14 protein-coding genes, 1 tRNA gene and 2 pseudogenes are annotated in these 19,515 nt (G+C 58.4%); 11 read left to right on the forward strand and 6 right to left on the reverse strand.

Annotated elements, in window-relative coordinates; all coding sequences use genetic code 11:
* Window positions 1-189 precede the first annotated feature (189 nt).
* Both ABRP88_RS10665 and ABRP88_RS10670 read left to right on the forward strand, forming a co-directional pair.
* Window positions 190-882: a DMT family transporter gene (locus ABRP88_RS10665; RefSeq protein WP_284864873.1), complete on the forward strand. Its 693-nt coding sequence runs from the start codon at window positions 190-192 to the stop codon at window positions 880-882.
* A 279-nt stretch (window positions 883-1,161) separates the two neighbouring features.
* On the forward strand, window positions 1,162-1,770 hold the full coding sequence (locus tag ABRP88_RS10670; RefSeq protein ID WP_349837184.1) for an ATP-grasp domain-containing protein: 609 nt from the start codon (window positions 1,162-1,164) through the stop codon (window positions 1,768-1,770).
* Here ABRP88_RS10670 and ABRP88_RS10675 read toward each other — a convergent pair.
* Window positions 1,721-3,065, reverse strand: a pseudogene (locus ABRP88_RS10675) (IS256 family transposase). The gene ABRP88_RS10670 and the pseudogene ABRP88_RS10675 overlap by 50 nt on opposite strands.
* 202 nt (window positions 3,066-3,267) lie before the next feature.
* Here ABRP88_RS10675 and ABRP88_RS10680 point away from each other — a divergent pair.
* Window positions 3,268-4,476, forward strand: a complete 1,209-nt coding sequence (locus ABRP88_RS10680; RefSeq protein WP_237791548.1) for an IS110 family RNA-guided transposase — start codon at window positions 3,268-3,270, stop codon at window positions 4,474-4,476.
* 223 nt (window positions 4,477-4,699) lie between these two features.
* Here ABRP88_RS10680 and ABRP88_RS10685 read toward each other — a convergent pair whose 3' ends face one another.
* From ABRP88_RS10685 to ABRP88_RS10700, 4 genes and pseudogenes are all read right to left on the reverse strand, one after another.
* The gene (locus ABRP88_RS10685; RefSeq protein ID WP_023016690.1) at window positions 4,700-4,834 is read right to left on the reverse strand and encodes a hypothetical protein; all 135 of its coding nucleotides are present in this window, start codon (window positions 4,832-4,834) and stop codon (window positions 4,700-4,702) included.
* 12 nt (window positions 4,835-4,846) lie between these two features.
* A complete protein-coding gene (locus ABRP88_RS10690; RefSeq protein ID WP_023028242.1) occupies window positions 4,847-5,464 on the reverse strand; it encodes a hypothetical protein in 618 nt (205 codons plus the stop codon).
* A 327-nt stretch (window positions 5,465-5,791) separates the two neighbouring features.
* Window positions 5,792-7,011, reverse strand: a pseudogene (locus tag ABRP88_RS10695) (IS3 family transposase).
* A 178-nt stretch (window positions 7,012-7,189) separates the two neighbouring features.
* Window positions 7,190-9,169 carry an FAD/NAD(P)-binding protein gene (locus ABRP88_RS10700; protein ID WP_349837185.1) on the reverse strand — a complete coding sequence of 660 codons (1,980 nt, stop codon included), beginning with the start codon at window positions 9,167-9,169 and terminating at the stop codon, window positions 7,190-7,192.
* A 262-nt stretch (window positions 9,170-9,431) separates the two neighbouring features.
* Here ABRP88_RS10700 and ABRP88_RS10705 point away from each other — a divergent pair, with 262 nt between their 5' ends.
* The 6 genes from ABRP88_RS10705 (at window position 9,432) to ABRP88_RS10730 (ending at window position 16,806) form a co-directional block, all read left to right on the forward strand.
* Window positions 9,432-11,846 carry an excinuclease ABC subunit UvrA gene (locus ABRP88_RS10705; protein WP_349837186.1) on the forward strand — a complete coding sequence of 805 codons (2,415 nt, stop codon included), beginning with the start codon at window positions 9,432-9,434 and terminating at the stop codon, window positions 11,844-11,846.
* Window positions 11,847-11,922: 76 nt separating this feature from the next.
* Window positions 11,923-12,663 (forward strand): hypothetical protein, encoded by a 741-nt coding sequence (locus ABRP88_RS10710; protein ID WP_349837187.1) that lies wholly within the window; start codon window positions 11,923-11,925, stop codon window positions 12,661-12,663.
* 82 nt (window positions 12,664-12,745) lie between these two features.
* The gene (menD, locus tag ABRP88_RS10715) at window positions 12,746-14,368 is read left to right on the forward strand and encodes a 2-succinyl-5-enolpyruvyl-6-hydroxy-3-cyclohexene-1-carboxylic-acid synthase (protein ID WP_349837188.1); all 1,623 of its coding nucleotides are present in this window, start codon (window positions 12,746-12,748) and stop codon (window positions 14,366-14,368) included.
* Window positions 14,369-14,830 carry a DUF3592 domain-containing protein gene (locus tag ABRP88_RS10720; RefSeq protein WP_349837189.1) on the forward strand — a complete coding sequence of 154 codons (462 nt, stop codon included), beginning with the start codon at window positions 14,369-14,371 and terminating at the stop codon, window positions 14,828-14,830.
* Window positions 14,831-14,890: 60 nt separating this feature from the next.
* Window positions 14,891-16,090 (forward strand): glycosyltransferase family 4 protein, encoded by a 1,200-nt coding sequence (locus ABRP88_RS10725; RefSeq protein WP_349837190.1) that lies wholly within the window; start codon window positions 14,891-14,893, stop codon window positions 16,088-16,090.
* Between the two features lie 11 nt (window positions 16,091-16,101).
* Complete coding sequence (locus ABRP88_RS10730; protein WP_237801721.1) at window positions 16,102-16,806, forward strand: demethylmenaquinone methyltransferase; 705 nt, start codon at window positions 16,102-16,104, stop codon at window positions 16,804-16,806.
* 13 nt (window positions 16,807-16,819) lie between these two features.
* Here the strand turns inward: ABRP88_RS10730 and ABRP88_RS10735 are convergent, their stop codons facing one another.
* Entirely contained in the window at window positions 16,820-18,088 is a 1,269-nt protein-coding gene (locus tag ABRP88_RS10735; protein ID WP_349837191.1) for a geranylgeranyl reductase family protein, read from the reverse strand.
* Window positions 18,089-18,186: 98 nt separating this feature from the next.
* On the opposite strand from ABRP88_RS10735, the gene ABRP88_RS10740 reads away from it, so the two are divergent.
* Window positions 18,187-19,191, forward strand: a complete 1,005-nt coding sequence (locus ABRP88_RS10740; RefSeq protein ID WP_284895837.1) for a polyprenyl synthetase family protein — start codon at window positions 18,187-18,189, stop codon at window positions 19,189-19,191.
* A gap of 110 nt (window positions 19,192-19,301) precedes the next feature.
* Window positions 19,302-19,383, forward strand: a tRNA-Tyr gene (locus ABRP88_RS10745).
* Window positions 19,384-19,515: the final 132 nt, after the last annotated feature.

Here is a 19,515-nt window from a genome sequence, read left to right on the forward strand (position 1 = left end):
TGGAACGAGACGAGGCTTCACCAAAGCTTGGGCTACCGCACGCCAGCTGAAGTGGAAACCGAATTTTGGGACCAGCACCCGCCGCAAGCAATAATAGAAATCAAGGCAAACGCCTAGGAACAAAACCCGGGGCACTTCATAGCGTTTTATCGTAGAAAATACCGAGCTACGGAAACACCGCATCCCCCCATGAAAATGATAACTGCAGCAAGCCTCAATCTGTTTACTGCGGGCGCTTTCTGCTTATTCTATGTTTCCACTACTTTGATGCAGTCCACTGCAGCAAGTGTCATCGAAACAGGAGTCGGCCCTTTTATTGTCGCAGTAATAATGACTTGGTCGGCCAGAAGGCTCAGCAGTTCATTGGTGTCAACAACTGCAGTAGTGGTTCTGGCTCTATGTTTTTTCTTCCTAGGAACGGGAAGCAGTTCACCCCAGTCTTATCTGGGTTTCGCTCTAGCTGTAGGCGCAGGAATTTCTGCGGTAGGAGTGCTTTACTCCTCGCGCTGGGCTACTGAACAAGGGAACAGCGTTCTCACGATTGCAGCAGTGAGGTTTCACTTAGCTTGGATTATTAGCGGTCTCGTGGCTTTCTTTTCCGTGGAAGCGGAGATGCTTCGAGGCTCTACCCTGTCAATCGTCCTGCTATCGGTGATGTGCATTACTTTTCCTATCCTGCTCTTGCAGTGGGGAATTACCTTAGCGCCGCCTTTCATCTCGGCACTGATCATCGCGGCCCTTCCGGCCGTGGTGATGGCTACCGAGGTGGCATTGGGCTCTCAAGTCGAACCAATTCAGTTAACTTTGTTGATGCTCATTGTGGCAATAACCATAAGCCAAGCAATGTGGGGAACACGGAAAAATGAAAATATTAGTAGTTGATGATTCTTCAAGTGGCGCCGATCTGGTGGCAACCCTGCGCCAAAAAGGGACGTAGAGGTTGCTACTGCTAACCCGCCGTATGCCATCTCAGCTAACGAAGACGGGAGCATTTCCGATCCATGGGCCCTGGCCCTACTCCGGGAATGTAGCCAAGAAAAATTTGACCTTGTTGTGCCGGGAAGCGAATCAGGAGTATCCATAGCTGAGTGGGTTTCAGCTGAGTTAGGACTACCGCATAACGGTAGAGAGAAGATCTGGCACCGTCGCCATAAGCAAGGAATGATTGAAGTTGCTCACCAATATGGACTGCGTGCCCCAAGGTCTGTTACCCTATCCTCCGCTTCTGCACAAGACAGCCTTTATCTAGACCCGTCCCTGGTCAAGGATTGTGTTGTCAAGCCTGTGGGAAGCGGGGGCAGTGACCATGTCTATTTCTGCAAAACAGAACCCGAGACTCTTCAGGCGATTACTACCATTCAAAATTCTACGACTTTGCTAGGAGAAAAATCACCCTCCGTGGTTCTTCAGGAGTACGTAGACGGACCTCAATATTTTGTGAACACGGTGACAGCCGAAGGGCGTCATATTGTGACCGAAGTTTTCCGATACGGACTTACGGAGGAATCTGGAGCTCCCCACATATATTCAGCTATCACAGTAGGACCGGAGGACAACCACTATTCCGGTGCCGTGGAATATACCTTATCGCTCCTTGACGCTCTGGAAGTAAACTTCGGAGCCTCCCACGTGGAACTGAGGTGGTCTAAGGGGCAGTGGGTACTTATTGAATACAACGGTCGCTGTAGAGCGTGTCAAGTTGTTTGTGTGTGGGGTCGGACTATAGGTATTTGTCGAAGCGGTCGGGAAAGGCCACGGCCATTTGGTTGATGGCTTGTTTCCAGCCGGATACTCGTGCTCCTTCCACGAGTCTGCCGGCTGTCGCTGAGGCCCGTTTGCCCTGCTTCGCCCTCTTGGCAGCTCGTCTGTCTTCAATATTGCAGATCATCAACCACAGCGTTTTCAGCGCTGATTCATCGTTGGTGAACTGCACCCTGTTGCGGGTAGCTTTACGCAGTTCATTGTTGAATGATTCAATCGAATTCGTCGTATAGATTACCTTCCTGGCTGCTGGCGGGAACTGCAGAAACGGTACGAAACGCGCCCAAGCATCCCGCCAGACCTTGACTGAGCGGGGATACTTTTCTCCTAATTCAGAGGCTTCAAATTCGTCTAAAGCAACCTGAGCTGTGGATTCGTCTGCAGCGGTGTAAATCTTTTTCAACGCGGCCGATACGCCTCGGCGATCCCCGTAGGCTACCCATCGGTTAGCTGCGCGAATCAGGTGCACGATACAGGTTTGCACCATAGAGTTCGACCACGTTGCCTCTACTGCTTCTGGCAAGCCTTTCAGCCCGTCACAGCAGACAATAAAGACGTCTTTGACCCCACGGTTAGAAAGATTGGCACATACCTGCGCCCAAAATGAAGCGCCTTCTTCTTTGGCAATCCATAGGCCCAAAATGTGCTTAATACCGTCAAGATCCACACCAATTGCCATGTACGCGGATTTGTTGACCACTCGGCCACCATCGCGGACTTTAATGCGTAACGCATCCAGGAAGATAACGGGGTAGAACTCATCTAGCTGGCGGTTTTGCCAGACCATAACCTCATCGCCGACGGCATCAGTTACTGCAGAGATTGTTTCATGAGAAATATCTACCCGCAGGGCAGTAGCCATGTGATGCTGGATATCCCGAATGGTCATCCCACCGGCATACAAGCTGACAATCATGTCATCAACGTCGGTCAATCTCCTCGAGCCTTTGGGCACCATCGTAGGAGAAAAACGTGCCGTTTCTATCTCGTGGAACATCAATGCTTACTGGACCGTAATTAGAATCTACGGTTTTCGGATACGTCCCATTGCGATAATTATCCGTTCCAGCACTAGCTTTAGCTGCTCTATCACCGGATGCATAGCCCAGGTGAGTATCCATTTCCGCGTTCAGCCCGCGGGTAATTGAAGCTTGCAACATACCGCGAACCAGGTCATTAGCATCCGTGGTGGACGTGCCTAGCTCATCAATAAGTTTCGCGATTTCAGGGTTAGCAAGAAGCTTCTTTTCAATCGCATCAATCTTGGCCTTATCAGCCGGATCTCGTCGTGCCACACTAGTCATTCTGGCTTATCTCCTTATGCAGGTTGGGAACCTACACACAAACCATTAGACACTCTCGTGACATACTCCAGACTGCTAATAGGAACCTGACCCGCACAGAATGTGCGAGGTCTCAAAGTAATGTGGATGCCAGCGTGAAGTATGTCCGACCACCAGAGATGAAATAAGTCCCATACTCATTCAACTCGCTAGGAGGTCTGGCATGACCTACGACTATGTCATCGGCATGGATGTTGGCAAATACTTCCACCACGCCTGCGTCTTAGATATCGACGGCGCCCAGGTGCTATCTAAGCGCATCAACCAAAACGAAAAATCCCTGCGCACACTCTTTTCAACGTTCAGCGCACACGACCACAAGGTCCTTGTCGTCGTAGACCAGCCAAATAACATTGGTCGACTAACTGTCGCGGTTGCTCAAGATATCGGAATCGACGTGCGCTACCTTCCTGGTTTGGCTATGCGTCAACTCTCACGCATCCACGCTGGTAATGCCAAAACTGATATCCGGGACGCCTATATCATCGCCCACGCTGCAAAGAACCTTCCGGAATCCCTCCGCAGCGTCGACCGCGTCCAAGAAGCCTTCCTCCAATTGAAGGTCCTCAACGGTATCGACGAAGACCTAGCACGCTCCTACACCAGGCTCATCAACCAGATTCGAAGTGCGCTAGTAGGCTGCTACCCGCAATTCGAACAAGCCCTTCGCGGTCAGATAATCCACCGCAAGTGGGTTCTACACCTACTTGCACGCTACGGCGGGCCCACCAAGATAAAACGCTTAGGTAAGGCCAAGGCAGCTGCCTTGGCTCGACGATATAAGGCACGCAACCCCGAACCTGTCCTCGATGCCATATTCGCTGCTATCTCTGAGCAAACAGTCACTATTGCAGGTGCACACTATGCCGAAATGGGCGTAGCAATGTCGGCGAAGGACGCGCTTTTAAAGCTCGAGCACCGCCAACAAATCGAGCAGGAAGTCATCAAGCTCATCAACGACATCCCCCACACTCAAATCCTGCTATCCATGCCGGGAATCGGACCAAAGACGGCAGCACAAATTCTCATGACCGCAGACGACATGTCCGACTTTCCGTCAGTTGGGCACCTAGCCTCTTACGCTGGTTTATCGCCCCGAACGAATCAATCCGGAACCTCGATCATGTCGAACTCACTGAACCGAGCCGGCAATAAAAAATTAAAGAACGCCCTATGGCAATCATCTTTTGCATCCATCAGATTCCACGAGCGTTCCCGGCAATTCTATGAACGAAAGCGCCGTGAAGGCAAGAGACATAACGCCGCAGTCGTAGCACTAGCCCGCAGACGACTCACCGTCCTCTACGCCATGATGCGCAACCACGAGTGCTACCACGATCCCGCACCATTACAGGAAGACCTAGCAGCCTAGACACTAAGAGCAAAGACAGCCGACCGGGTAAAATCCCAGTCGGCTAGCTGTCATGCCCGAAAACAACACGGCCAAACAACCCCGGCTGAAAAATCAACCCCGGCTAATCCACCCGCGAGGTTGACAAACTATATAGGAACACCCCCCTATTTGACGTGTTAAGTCTGATAAAAATCCGGTTCGCCTACTCGGATGAGTGACGAACCGGAGCGAATGTAATATTCTACTTATTTGAAAACAAAACTCGAAGGCCTTTTCCTTGGAGCTTTGGATTATCTTCCATTCGCTTTTTTAGACCAAGGGCATAGCCAATGCTGCCCCCAGCAAAAACTACAATTGCGATGATCCACAGTGGCATGAGGTTCTCCTTTTAGCAGTGGGTAGATACCCATGTCCAGAATACGGTTTCACCTGCAAATGCTAGTCCAGCAATCGCGGGGTTGACAGCTGCTAGAGCTAGTACTTTGCCCCAAGATGCAGCATGTCCTGCACCGACTAGGCCAACAACGTAAGGGCATACCTGTTCTTTGGAGATGCGCTCTTCCATGGAAGCCTGTAGGCCGGCGATCTGTTCTGGGCTTGCTTCATTAAGACGAGCTCGAAGTGCTTGTGCGCTTTCCTCTGCGGTGATTGTTTTGGCTGAACCGTCAGGGTAAGTAGTAGTCACTTCTCCGGTGTCATTATTGATGGTTGCGGTAACTTCACCGTATTCATCAACTGACAGTGTTTGAGTTGTGAGTCCATGAAGCTCGCCGCCGAGGAAAGCGGGAGTTTCGGCAGGATTTTGACTTACTGCACGTGTTTCTGTGAACGTTTGTGATGGTGGGGCTTGGACTGCCATCGCTGGTGTTTGAGCTGTCGACATAGATACAGCAATAAAAGCTGCCGCTAGGCCTTTCGCTACTTTATGCATTTTATACTCCTTGGGGAAAGATGATGTCGCTGTTTCCAGCACTTTTAGGATAGCGCGCTTTACACCTGGATACATAGATGAATGCCTATGTTAATTATCATAGTTTTGAAATTAATGAGTCAGGCTTGTGAAGAACAAGGTACACCCTATTGTTACGCCGGTTTGGGGCAGAATGTTTGCTGTAAAATAGGGCCACTTCGGCCATTGTTTTACACTTGCATAGTGGGATCTAGACTTTAGATTTGCAGAAAGTAGTGAGTGTGATGTCGGCGAGTAAAGATTCCGGTTCATGTGGGCAGCGGGTGGGCTATATCTATGTCTCGACGGGACCTGACCCCATTTGGTGGACACCTGATTGGGGTTGCCCGCAAATCGTGGACACGTAGTGGAGCTACCTAGTTGTTAGGCAGCGATTTTTTCTTCGTTTCTGGTTTGGGTGATGTGGTTTTCGAAATCGACAGGGCTGACCATCCCGAGGGCGGAGTGCCGGCGCCGACGGTTGTAGACCACCTCAATCCAGTAAGCCACAGCCTGACGCGCAGCAGCGCGGGTTGCCCAGCGCTTCCGGTCGTAGAACTCGGTTTTCAGCGTCGACCAGAACGACTCAGCCATCGCGTTATCGAAACACACCCCGGTACGCCCCACAGACTGGGCAACCCCTAGGTTGCGGCACACCTCCCAGAGCTGCTCGCTGGTAAATTGCGTTCCCCGGTCGGCGTGAAACACGAGACCGTCAGCAACGTCACCGCGCAGCGTATGCGCCATCCGAAGTGCTCGTTCGACCAGGGAAGTATCTTGCACGCTATCCATAGCCCAGCCCAGCACCCTGCGGGAATGACCATCGCGAACCACACATAAGTACAACCAGCCTTCACCGGTGCGCAGGTAGATAAATATCTGACATCCACACCCGGTTGAGCTCACCAGTATCAAACATGCGCTTGACCAGGTCAGGAAGCATGCTTTTACGCTTGGCTTGGATCGTTGTCACTGGAACGAAAGCACGCGGTGAAATCCCTTCAATGCCCATCATGCGCATCCGCTTGGCTACAGTCTTGCGATTCACACTAATCTGGTAGCGCTCACCTAGTTCTGCGGTAATCCGCGGGGCACCATAGACCTCGTCGGAGTCTTTTTCAGATCTGATGAATCTTGCGATCAACATCATCATAAAAAGATGTCCGATCATCTTTACCGGATAAGCGTTGCTGCTGCATATGGGCCCATTTGTAATATCCAGACCGAGACACTTTTAACGGTCGTGCCATGCGCTTGATGCTGTAGCTAGCCTTCTTCTGCTGCATCAATTCGAACTTTTCTGCTCGCGTTGCTTCGCGGCGAAGAAGGCTGTCGCTTGTGACAAAAACTCGTTATCCATCTTGGCTTCTGCCAGCTCACGACGCAGACGAGCATTCTCAGCACGAAGATCCGCCTCGCTTAGCCCATCGGAGGATCCTTAGGCGTTGACGCTCATTTTTCACCCATCGGCCTAAAAGGCCAGGTGCGACACCAATTTCTTTGGCTACATGAGCAATTGGGCGCTGCGATTCGATTACCAGGTTTGCGGCTTCACGTCGATACTCAGGTGTGTATTTCTGGCGTTGTTGACTCACAATGAACATCCTCTCTTACGGACACAAAATCCGCACTAATCGGGTGTCCACCAAATGGGGGTCAGGTCCGAACGCAGATAAACATAACCTGCCCCGGCATGGGGCTAGGAGTATGAATCCTGGGCTCCTCCGAACGGAACTGCTAACAGCGTAATGGGCAGGCGGTTGCCTGCCCCCTCGCTGATAGCTACGCTTGCCCCGCGAGGGCTACCTGGGCCGCGTGCACGGCGGCCTTATCGGCTTCCTGGATGAACCACGAATCCGTGCCCGGAATGGGCGGGGCCAGGGTGGTATCTGGGTACTCGGCGTGGGCGGGGATTCCTACGAGGTGTAGGCGCTCATCCACGGTGCCGTCGGCGTTGTGGACCTGGCGGGTATCGGGGTCCTCGGCAGGCGAGCCGGTAGGTACCTCGATGCCGTCGCTGGCGGTTTCCGTAAACGCGCGCACGCGGCCGGATTCCACGAGGGAGTGCATGAAGGAATCGTGCGGGGTGCGGCGGATATCGGGCTTGTGCACCCAGGCATCGAGAAGCGTCGTGCCCGGAATGCGCTTGCCGCCAGAGGCGCTGGAGCTGATGGTCCATTCGCCGGCGTCGGCATTCGTACCCAAGACGGGATTGCCGCCGACGAAGCTGACAATGCCGGCATCGACAAGCGCCAGCAATTGCTGCGTGCGGAAGGGCGGCGGGCCGGAGCACGTGGTCTGACCCAAGGAAATGGCCTTATCGAACATGTGGTGGCGCGACTCCAGGGTATAGCGGCCCTCGGCGCCCAGTACCTGGGTGGGTTTGCGGGAGAAACCGACCGACCACAAGGCGGCGCGCACCGGGCTATCCGGGCCCTTCTGGGCCTCTGCCAGGTCCTCGCACAGGCTCTGCACGATGTGCTCGGTGAGCTCCTGCTGGTTGGAAAAATCCTCCGTGAGCAGGTGCATCCAGCGCAACAGGCTGAAATCTTTGGTGGTGTGGTGCGCAATGACCTCATCGAGCTGAGCCAGGCCGTTATAGGCCACGCCCGCATCCACCGGAGTGGCATCGAGGGCAGCGATGATCTCCTCGCGGGAGGAGCGCAGGCTCTCCGGCTCGACGCGGGCGAGGGAATCGATATAGGCCTGGTAAGCATCGCGGGCGACCGCCGGCCACACCTCGGTGTCATAGTTGATGGAGCGCGCGCCCGTGCGGTGGGATAGCTCGGCGACGACCTTCTTCAGGCGCGGGATTTCCGCGGCCGGTGGCAGGGAGCCTTCATCGGATTGCGGCAGGAAGGGATAGCCGCGCCGGGAAGCAGCCGCAAAGGTGGGCTCGGTGCCGGTGGCCTCATAGCGCATGCCCCAAGGCTTGGAGGAATCCTCAACGAACTTACCGCCGCGGCCCACGGTAGACAGGATGAGGATATCGAAAAAGCCCATGCCAAGCCCGCGCACGAGGACTTTCTCATTGTCCTCGATGGAGTCAACGCCCTGGTCAATGGGATTATCAGCGCGAATCCAGCGCAGGCTGGGGTTATCTTCCAAGGTCTTAAGGATCCACCGCTCGTTTTCGGTATAACCCTGGTTTTGCCAGCCCGTGACCGCCAAGGTGGAGCCGGCCTCAACGGTGGTGTCGTTGTTGAGGTGCAAAATATCCGCGCCATCGCGGGATTCAATATCCACCACGCGGGCGTGGTGTTGCTTGACCTCAACCCACTCCGGCACGTCCTGCAGGACCGAGCGGAAGACCCACAGGATGTAGTGGCCGTAGAGCGCGCGCGGCAAATAGGATTCGGGACGCAATTTCTCCAGCTCTGCGCGGCCGAATTCCTCAAGCACCTGTGGATCGAGCGGGTGGGCAGCGGCGTAATCGCGGGCGCCGGCGGGCACGTTGGCATCGCCAAGCGTCAGGCGGATCCACTCGTAGATGGTGGGGCCTTCAACCACCGGAGCCTCCACAGTGGAGCCGGGGTCAGAAAACAGCGTCATGCCGTGTGCGAAGGTATTCATGCACAGGTACTTGGGCTGGTTGATATCCCAAATCTTGCCGCCGCCGTGCTGGGCATCATCGATGAGATGTAGCGTCAGCTTTTCTGGCGGGTGAGACACAGTATTGAGTTGTGCCACGAGGCGCTCGAGGACGGAAATGCCGCGGGGGCCAAGTCCAATCAGCGCGATGGATGAAGTGTTATCGGTCAACGCGGAGCCCTACCTTCTAGCTTATAGACCAAGCGGAATCGTCATAATAGACAATGAAGTCTATCAGTTGGGGCGCTGGCTAAATATGCACCGCCTGTGGCTCGGTGGCGGCAGGGCGCGCTCGCCAGCCGGAACACTCCGGGCGGGCGTGAAATTAATTCTTGGCAGGCGGAGCGGTAGACAGATCGGTAGGCAATGCGCGGCGGGGGTGGCGGGCCGAAGCGTTGCCTTAGGAAGCTGGTGCGCGGGTAGGATTGTGGTCATGACAATCAAGGTTCGCGATGCCCACTTACACAACCTGCGCAACGTCGATGTGGATATGCCGCGCGGCCAACTCGTGGCGGTGACGGGAGTCTCCGGTTCCGGAAAGTCCTCCCTGGCCTTTGGCACCATCCACGGGGAAGGGCAGCGCCGCTACCTGGAATCGGTGGCGCCGTTTGCGCGCCGGCTCATTAGCTCCGCGGTGGACCCACAGGTAAGCCAGGTGGAGGGCTTGCCGCCCACGGTGGCGCTGCAGCAATCCACCTCCGGCGGCGGGGCGCGCTCCACGGTGGGCACGGTCTCCGCGCTATCTAATAGCGTGCGCCTATTGTACTCGCGCGCCGGGGATAACCCTGAGGGCCTTTACTCTGATGCCTTTTCGCCGAATACCCCTGAGGGCATGTGCCCGCAGTGCCAGGGCGCGGGCGTGGTGCACGAGCCCACTGAGCAATCGATGGTGCCCGATCCTACCTTGTCCATTGAGGAAGGCGCCATTAAGGCTTGGCCCGGTGCGTGGGCCGGGAAGAATTTCCACGATATCCTCATGAACTTGGGCTATGACCTGGATTCGCCCTGGCAGGACCTGCCGCAGGAAGACCGCGACTGGATCCTATTTACCGAAGAGCGCCCCGTGGTCACCGTGAAACCCTTGCGCGGCGCGGACCAGATCCAGCGCAATTATGAGGGCACGTGGCGCTCGGTGGCCAGCTACCTCACCAAGACGCTGCAGGAGACCCAATCGGAATCGCTGCGCAAGCGCACGTTGTCCTTCATGGAATCCCGCGAGTGCGATACCTGCCACGGCCGGCGGTTGAACCCGCGGGCGCTCAAGGTGACGTATGCGGGCATGAGCATCGACAAGCTGGGCGCGCTGCCGCTGGACCAGGTCTATGAGGTGCTTAGCGCGCAGGAACCGGAGGAGAATTCCGCGGAGGATTTGCTGCTCAAGCAGGTCCTGCCGGCGCTGACCTCCGCCTTGGAGCTGGGGCTGGCGCACCTGAGTCTGGACCGGCCCACCCAGAGCCTCTCGGCGGGTGAATTGCAGCGCATCCGGCTCGCCGCCCAGCTGCGTTCCGGCCTCTTCGGCGTGGCGTATGTGCTGGACGAGCCGTCTGCTGGCCTGCACCCCGATGAGCGCGGGGCGGTGCTGGAGATGTGCCGCCGGTTCATCGCCGCCGGCAATTCGGTGCTGCTCGTGGAACACGATATGGATTTGGTGGCCCAGGCGGATTGGCTCGTGGACGTCGGCCCCTACGCCGGCGAGGGCGGCGGCAAGGTGGTCTATTCCGGGCCGGTCCAGGACTACGACGCGGATACCCCCACCGCCCGTGCCTTGGCGCAGCGTGAGCTCGCGCTTGCCGATGCCCCCCGTACCCCCTCCAACCAACTCCGCCTCCGCGGCATTTCTGCGCGCAGTATAGACGGGCTCGATGTGGACTTTGGCCTGGGGCAATTTACCGCTGTGGCAGGTGTATCGGGCTCGGGCAAGTCGACGCTGGTGAGCACCGTGCTGGCAGAAACCCTCAAGGAATCCGCCACCGCCGTGGCCGATGAGGATAAAGACGATGCGGACGAGGGCGGCCACGAGTTCTCGCTTGCAGGGGTAGAGGGCCTGGATAAGGTCTCCCGTCTGGTGCAGATTTCCCAAAAGCCCATCGGCCGCACCCCGCGTTCCACGCTGGCCACCTATACCGGCCTTTTCGATAACGTGCGCAAGCTCTTTGCCTCCACCCCGGAGGCCAAGGAGCGCAAGTGGACGGTTTCGCGCTTTTCTTACAACGTAAAGCAGGGCCAGTGCCCTACCTGTGGTGGCGCCGGAAAAATCGAGGTAGAGCTGGTCTTTTTGCCAGGCTCCTATACTACCTGCCCGCAGTGTGGCGGTGCCCGCTTCAACGATGAGACCCTCGAGGTGACCTGGCACGGGCGCAGCATCGCAGAGGTACTGGAGCTCACCGTGGATGAGGCCGCCGAATTCTTTGCCGATGAACCAAAGATCCACCGCGCCATCGCCACGCTGCAGGCCGTGGGCCTGGGCTACCTCCGCTTGGGGCAAGGCGCGCCGGAGCTTTCCGGCGGCGAGGCGCAGCGCATCAAGCTCGCTACGGAGCTGCAGCGCTCGCGCAATTCGCGGCGCGGGCACACGGTCTACATGCTGGATGAGCCCACCACCGGCCTGCACCCTGCCGATATTGCCCTGCTCAATGCGGAGCTGCACAAGCTTGTCGATGCCGGGCATACCGTGATCGTCATCGAACACGATCTCAACGTTCTGGCGAGCGCGGACCGCATCATTGAGATGGGCCCCGGTGCCGGTGCGGACGGCGGGCAGATTATCGCCGATGCCACCCCAAGCCAGCTGGCCGCGGAAGATACCGCGACCGGTAGGGCGCTGCGGGCACGTCAGCGCCAGAGCTAGCATCCTCCCTGGTTCAACGCTGGCATCTGGGAGATTCCCTGGGAACTCACAGGAAAATGATGTACATCTGGTAGGCATGACAAATAATGGCTTTGGTGAAAACGGTTCCAATGGCCGAAAAGGCTCTCATAATGATGACCGCGGCACTGACGAGACCCGCCAGTGGTCTGGCCCGGCCGAGGATGCCACGCGCCAGATAGGCCGCGTTCCAGATAGCGCGGCCGGTGATGCCCGCAACCAGCGCCCGCAGCAGTATTTCCCGGGCGCGCAGCAGCCGCAGAATGAGACGCGGCAATTCGATGCAAGTGCCGACTACCAGCAGAATTACCAACAAAACTATCAGCAGCCCGGCGGGCAATATGGCCAGCAGCAGTACGGTCAGCAACAGTATGGCCAGCAGCAGTATGAGCCGGTGCCGTCGGACTATGACCCGGATCAGCGCGGTAGGGGAAAGAGGAAAAACGGCGGGATGGCCGGTGTCTTTGCCGCCATCGCCGTGGTTGCCATCTTGGCGGCGGGCGCCCTGTTCTTCTTGTGGCGCAATGCCGCGAGCGATGCCGATAAGCCGGCGCCAGAACCGGTGACGGAAACCACGACCACGCAGGTGCCCACCACGGTGACCGAAACTGAGGATGCGCGCCCTGGCATTTCTGAGCGCTTGCGCAATCTGCCAAACCTGCAAGACGAGCTCCCCGAAGATATTCCTTCCGAGCTGCCACCGGAAATCCAGGACCGCCTGGAAGAAGGCAATGACCTCGACGTAGAACGCCTCTTGCGGGATCTCCTTGGCAATAGCGGCAACCAGCAGCAGGGCTAACACATAGTAGCGGCGGCGCGGTACGGTGCGGCGGGATTGCCGATTGCCGGCCGCCGCGCCGCAGTAGGTAAAATCTGGCAGCATGAATGAATCGATGCAGCTGGCTGAACAGGTAGCCGCCCAATTGGCGCGCCACCTTACTGATGTGGTGCTGTGCCCGGGATCCCGCAACGCACCGCTGTCTTTGGCGCTCTTGGCGCGCGAGGATATTCGGGTGCATACGCGCATTGATGAGCGCGGCGCTGCGTTTACCGCCTTAGGCATGGCGCGCGTGCAGCACCGCCACGTCGGGGTGGTGATGACTTCCGGCACGGCCGTGGCCAATACGCTGCCCGCGGTGGTTGAAGCGCACTATTCGCATACCCCGCTCGCCATTATTAGCGCGGACCGTCCAGAGCGGTTGATCGGCACCGGTGCTTCCCAAACCATCGTGCAAGACGGCATCTTCGGCATCTATGCGGATACCACCCAGGTCAACGAGCAAAAAGATGTTGCCGCCCTTGCGGAGCGGTTTGAGCGCGATCTTCAGGTGCACATCAATATCGCCTTTGACGCGCCGCTGGTAGGAGATAGCCTGCCGGAACCTGTAGGTGGCGATGGCACTCGCGCGGCTACCCCGCGGTTTTATGACCACGGCGAGGTCGCGGTGGACTTGAGCAAAAATACCCTCGTCATCGCCGGCGATGAGGCCTGGGAGGTTGAGGGCTTAGAAGACGTGCCGACCATCGCGGAGCCCTCCGCGCCGGGGCCCTTCCACCCCGTGCACCCGGCCGCGGCGCACATTTTCCGCAAGGCGCAGGTCTCTGCGAATGACTACGTGGTCAATACCAAGGTTGAGCAGGTCATCGTGGTGGGCCACCCCACGCTGCACCGCGGGGTGCTCGCGCTGATGAATGACCCGGATATCGAGCTCGTGGTGCTCTCGCGCACGGCGGACTTTACCAACCAGCGTGGGGATAACGCGCGGCTTGGCACCACCGTCAAGGTCACCGGCGAGCCAAGCCGCGAGTGGCTCAAGATTTGCCAGGGCGCGACCGACATGGCCGGCGAGGCCGTGCGCGCAACATTGGAGGAAGAAGAGCTCGGGTTTACCGGTCTGCACGTAGCGGCGGCGGTAGGCGATACGCTTGCGGTCAATGACACGGTGGTCCTCGGCGCCTCGAATCCGGTGCGCGATGCCTCCCTCATCGGTATGCCCTTCGATGGCGTGGATACCTACGCTCCGCGCGGGGTGGCGGGCATCGATGGCACCGTCTCCCAAGCCATTGGCGTCGCCCTAGCCACGCAATCGCTGGATCCCACCAATTGGCGCGCCCCACGCGTGATGGCTTTGGTAGGGGATGTGACCTTCCTGCACGATGCCAATGGTCTGTTGATCCCGGAGGACCAGCCGCGGCCGGAAAACCTCACCATCGTGGTGGCCAATGACAATGGTGGCGGTATCTTTGAAACCCTGGAACAAGGCGCGCCCGCGCTTCGCGATGCCTTCGAGCCGGCCTTTGGAACGCCGCATGGGGTGGGCATCGACAAGCTGGCAGAGGCTTATGACGCAGACTACCGTCTGGTGACCACCCCACAGGAGCTGCTGGATACCCTGGCAGAGCTCAAGGAATACTCCACGGGCATCACCATCGTAGAGGCGCAGACCACCCGTGCTACGCGCCGGGCGCTGCAGGATAAGCTCACGCAGAAGGTGGGCCAGTAAGTGGCCCCGCGCTATACGCCCGCGGTTTTTCGGCGCCGGCTGCACCAGCTCGTGCTGGCCATTTATGTGGCGCTGGTCGTGGGGTCGGAGGGCCTCGTGGTGGGGCCATTCCTCAATGACCGCGCCATTTCCGCACAGCCTAACCGGGCCTTGGCAACGGTCAAGGACGTCGGCGTGCTGCGCACCACCGTGGATTTTCAAGATAGTGACGGGATCTACCATGCCCCGCGGCAAGGATTGCTCTATCCCACCGACCTGGGCGAGGGACAGCAGGTATGGGTGCAGTACGCCGAAGATAACCCAGATTTGGTGAAGGTAGAAGGCCGCGAGTGGACCTTGGCGGTCATACCGGCGCTGTCCGTGGCCATCGTGTCGACGCTTGGCGCAGTGGGGTTGTGGCGGCTTATTAACCTGACCACCCGCCGTGCTGAAAAGCCCGCTGAAAATCGGGCTGAAAAATAATTTACCTAGATTTTTCATTGGATTCACCAAAGGCCGAGAAAAATAAGCCATTATGGTGGCATGCGAGTTGCAATCGTGGCCGAATCGTTCCTCCCCAATGTCAATGGCGTGACAAACTCGGTGCTGCGCGTTTTAGAGCACCTGCACGAAACCGGACACGATGCGATTGTCATCGCCCCCGGTGCCCGCGAGGGTCAAGAAGAAATCCCCGATTATTTGGGCTTTCCCATCTACCGCGTGCCCACCGTGCGCGTGCCGCTGGTGGATTCGCTGCCGGTGGGCGTGCCGACCACGGCCGTGGATGATGCGCTGCGGAAGTTCAAGCCCGATATCATCCACCTAGCCAGCCCGTTTGTGCTGGGTGCAGCGGGCGCATTTTCGGCCCGGCAACAGCGCATTCCGGCAGTGGCGCTCTACCAAACCGATGTCGCCGGGTTCGCCACCAAGTACCACGCCTCCGCATTGGCCTATGGCGTGTGGGAGTGGCTGCGTACCATCCACAATTCCTGCCAGATGACCCTGGCACCGTCCTCGCTAACCATCCGGGACTTGGAAAAACACCACATCAAGCACGTGCGCCACTGGGGCCGCGGCGTCAATGCCGAGCTATTCCATCCCAACAAGCGCTCTGCCACGCTGCGCCGCAGCTGGGACCGGAGTGGAAAGAAGAACATCGTCGGCTTCGTCGGCCGCTTGGCCGCGGAAAAGGGCGTGCACCGCCTATCGGCACTCAATGACCGCGAGAATATTCAGCTGGTTATTGTCGGTGACGGCCCCGAGCGCCCGCTTTTGGAGGCGCAGCTTCCCGGCGCCGTATTTACCGGCGCGTTGAGCGGTGAGGAGCTAGCGCAGGCCTATGCCTCGCTCGATGTCTTTGTGCACGCCGGCGAATTTGAAACCTTCTGTCAGTCCATCCAAGAGGCCCAAGCCTCTGGCGTGCCCACCATCGGCCCGCGGGCAGGCGGGCCCGTGGATCTTATCCAGGAAGGCTATAACGGCCTGCTTTTAGACGTAGATAGCTTTGTCGAGGACCTGCCCAATGCCGTCGATGCGCTCTTAAACCCAGACGTGCACGCCGAATTGCGGGATAATGCCCGCGCATCCATTTCTTCGAAGACGTGGACCGCGCTGTGCGAGCAGCTGGTGGGCTACTACGAAGAGGTGCTAGAAGATACCCGCCGGGTGCCGCTGACCATTTTGGGGCAGCGCCCGGAGCTGCCACGGTGGGCGGCTCGTGCCCTTGGGGCCCGCGTAGCCTAGACTAGGCATTTGTGTCTAAGGCAGATCTGGATAAAAAGCCCTTCGACGTCGCGCGCATGTTTGACGCCGTCGGCGAAAAATACGACCTCACCAATACCATCCTGTCCTTTGGGCAGGACAAGCGCTGGCGCAAGCGCACCCGCGAGCGCCTGAACCTGCAGCCGGGGGAGAAGGTCCTCGACCTCGCGGCCGGAACCGCGGTGTCCACAGAAGAGCTGTCCAAATCCGGTGCGTGGTGCGTAGCCTGCGATTTTTCGCGCGGCATGCTCGCCGCCGGAAGCGAGCGCGACGTGCCCAAGGTGGCTGGCGATGGCATGAAATTGCCTTTTGCGGATAATACGTTTGACGCCGTCACCATCTCCTATGGCCTGCGCAATATCCACGATTACGAGCTGGGGCTGCGGGAAATGGCGCGCGTGACTAAGCCGGGCGGGCGCCTGGCGGTGGCGGAATTTTCCACGCCCATCGTCCCGGTATTTGGCACCGTGTACAAGGAATACCTCATGCGCCTGCTGCCCCCGGTTGCGCGCGTGGTCTCCTCCAACCCGGATGCCTATATTTACCTTGCGGAATCCATCCGCGCTTGGCCGGGCCAAGAGGAGTTGGCGGCGGCCATCAACCGCAATGGATGGGCCAACGCGGGCTGGCAAAACCTCACCCTGGGTATCGTTGCCTTGCACTCGGCAACGAAGCCGCTTGCCGATGCCCCACAGTAACCCCTGAAGCTCCCTAGACCGCCGCAGTGGAGGTCCACAGGGGCGTATCGCGCCGGACGGTGCCAACGGTGCGGCCGGCCGTGCGCCACAGGCGGGCGATAAGGTCGCGGTCCTCCTCCGTGATGAGGTTGCCCATAAGGCGGGCTGCCGCGGGCATCAGCAAGCGGCCCACCGGACCGCGCAGCGCCAACGGGCCCGCCACGGGCAGGAATTGCGGGTAGGTCAACAGGCGGGCGGCCGTGCGCGCGAGCAGGAAGGATTCGCCGTAGTGCTCGCGCAGGGTAGCTGGCCACGTGAGGGTGAAATCTTTCGGCCCGAGCATGCCCACCGCAAGCGCCGCGGTCTCGAGGCCGTAGTCGATGCCCTCGCCGTTTAAGGGGTTGATGCAAGCGGCGGCATCGCCAATGAGCATCCAATTGGCCCCCGCCACATTAGAGACCGCCCCGCCCATGGGCAGCAGGGCAGAGGTGACGTGTTCGATGTCCCCAAGGCCCCACTCCGCGCGCTGCTGGGCGGCGTAGAACTCCAGCAACTTTTTGGTATTAATCTTGGCCGGCCGCTGCGCGGTCGACAGCGCACCGACGCCGATATTGACCTGGCCAAGCTCTGCTCCCAACGGGAAAATCCACCCGTAGCCGGGCTGGATGGCACCGTCTTCATCTTTTAATTCCACGTGCGAGTGCATCCATGGCTCGGTTGCTTGAGGGGAGGCGGCATAGGAGCGCGCGGCGATGCCATAGACCTCATCTCGGTGCCAGGTGCGGCCCAATTGCTTGCCAAAGGTAGAACGCACGCCATCGGCCACGATGAGCCATTTCGGCTGAATAATCTGCTTGCCGATGCGAAACGAGGTCACCCGGTTGCCCTCCATGACCGGGGCGCTCGCGGGGGTACCAGAGATAAGCGTCGCGCCTGCGGCAGTGGCTGCCTCTACTAGCTGCGCATCGAGCTTAAAGCGCGGCAGGGCAGTGCCAACCTGGGAAGGATAGGTCTGCGGCCACGGGGCGGTGACGTCCCCGCCGTAGCCGTGCAGTTTGAGCCCGCGGTTGCGGTAGGAGGCGTTAACAGTAATGCCGAGCTTATCTAGCTGGTGCATTGCCCGCGGGGTAAGACCATCGCCGCAGGTTTTATCGCGGGGGAAGGCGGATGAATCAATGAGGACAGTCTCATAGCCAGCGCGGGCGGCGTGGATGGCCGCGGCACTTCCTGCGGGTCCTGCACCGATGATGGCGACTTCGACAGGGCGGGGGGAATCGATCTGTTCCGACATAGGGACTATCATTGCACTAGTTCAACCCCTCAAGTGTGTTAAGGGGGCTGGTTTGGACTACGGTAGATAAACGATTATCTCTGGCTTTTAATTGCAAGGAACGCTATTTAATGACTCACGGCCACTCGCATGCCACTCACGTGGATCTTGGTGATCCACAGCTTAATGAACGCATTGGCGCGGGCATGGAAGCAGTAGAAGAAAAGCTGCGCAGTGAAACTGACCGCGGCCAGGACTTCTTGAAGGACAAGGTAAGCCATCTGTCCAAGGCAGGTGGCAAGCGCTTTCGTCCGATGATGGCACTGCTTGCCTCTGAGTACGGCGCCAATCCGGGCTGTGAAGAGGTTATTAAGTCCGCCACCGTTGTGGAGATGGTGCACGTTGCCACCCTGTACCACGATGATGTGATGGATGAGGCGGATCGCCGTCGCGGCGTGGAATCCGCCAACTCTCGGTGGAATAACTCCGTAGCCATCCTTGCCGGCGATGCCCTCCTCGCGCACGCCTCCCGCCTGATGAGCCAACTAGATACCCATACCGTAGGCCACTTCGCGGATACCTTTGAAGAGCTGGTGACCGGCCAGATGCGCGAGACCATTGGTGCTGGCGAAGCCAACCCCGTGGACCACTATATGGCCGTTATTCAGGAAAAGACCGCGGTGCTTATCGCCTCTGCCGGCTACCTCGGCGCGTACCACTCGGGCGCTTCTGAAGAATACGCTGCTGCATTGAGCCGCATCGGCGGTGCCATCGGCATGATCTTCCAGATCGTGGACGATGTCATCGATATCTTCTCCGATCCAGAAGAGTCCGGAAAGACTCCGGGCACCGACCTGCGCGAGGGTGTCTTTACCCTCCCCGTCCTCTACGCCTTGGAAGAGGACGGCGAGGTGGGAGACCAGCTGCGTGAGCTGCTGACAGGCCCCCTAGAAACCGATGCTGAGGTCGAGCGTGCCATTGAGCTCCTGCGCCAGTCTGGCGGCCGTCAGCGGGCGCTAGAGGACATTAACGCCTACCTACGCACCGTAGAAGAACAGCTTTCCGTACTGCCGGAAAATTCCGCTAGCCAAGCGCTGCGCCAGCTCGCGGACTACACCGTTCGCCGCGTGGGCTAGCTGCTTGTCGATGCCCCCTCCTACACACCCCATTTCTCCCCGCTGCGCTGGCGATTTGGAGGTAGGTGGGTGCTTCATAGTAAAGTACATACACGCACCACAGAGTGCATGCCAGGTTGCCCGAGCGGCCAAAGGGAGCGGACTGTAAATCCGCCGGCATTGCCTTCAGAAGTTCGAATCTTCTACCTGGCACAACACAGAGCCCCACAAGCACAAGCTTGTGGGGCTTCGTCGTTTTCTCCTGCAAGGGGCGGATTCTAGTGGTCGTGGAAACACGATTTTAGATTTCGGTGGCATAGCTTAGCAGTTCGGCCATTTTTTCGG

It is taken from the genome of Corynebacterium sp. KPL2734, assembly GCF_040225595.1.
Lineage (GTDB): Bacteria > Actinomycetota > Actinomycetes > Mycobacteriales > Mycobacteriaceae > Corynebacterium > Corynebacterium rhinophilum.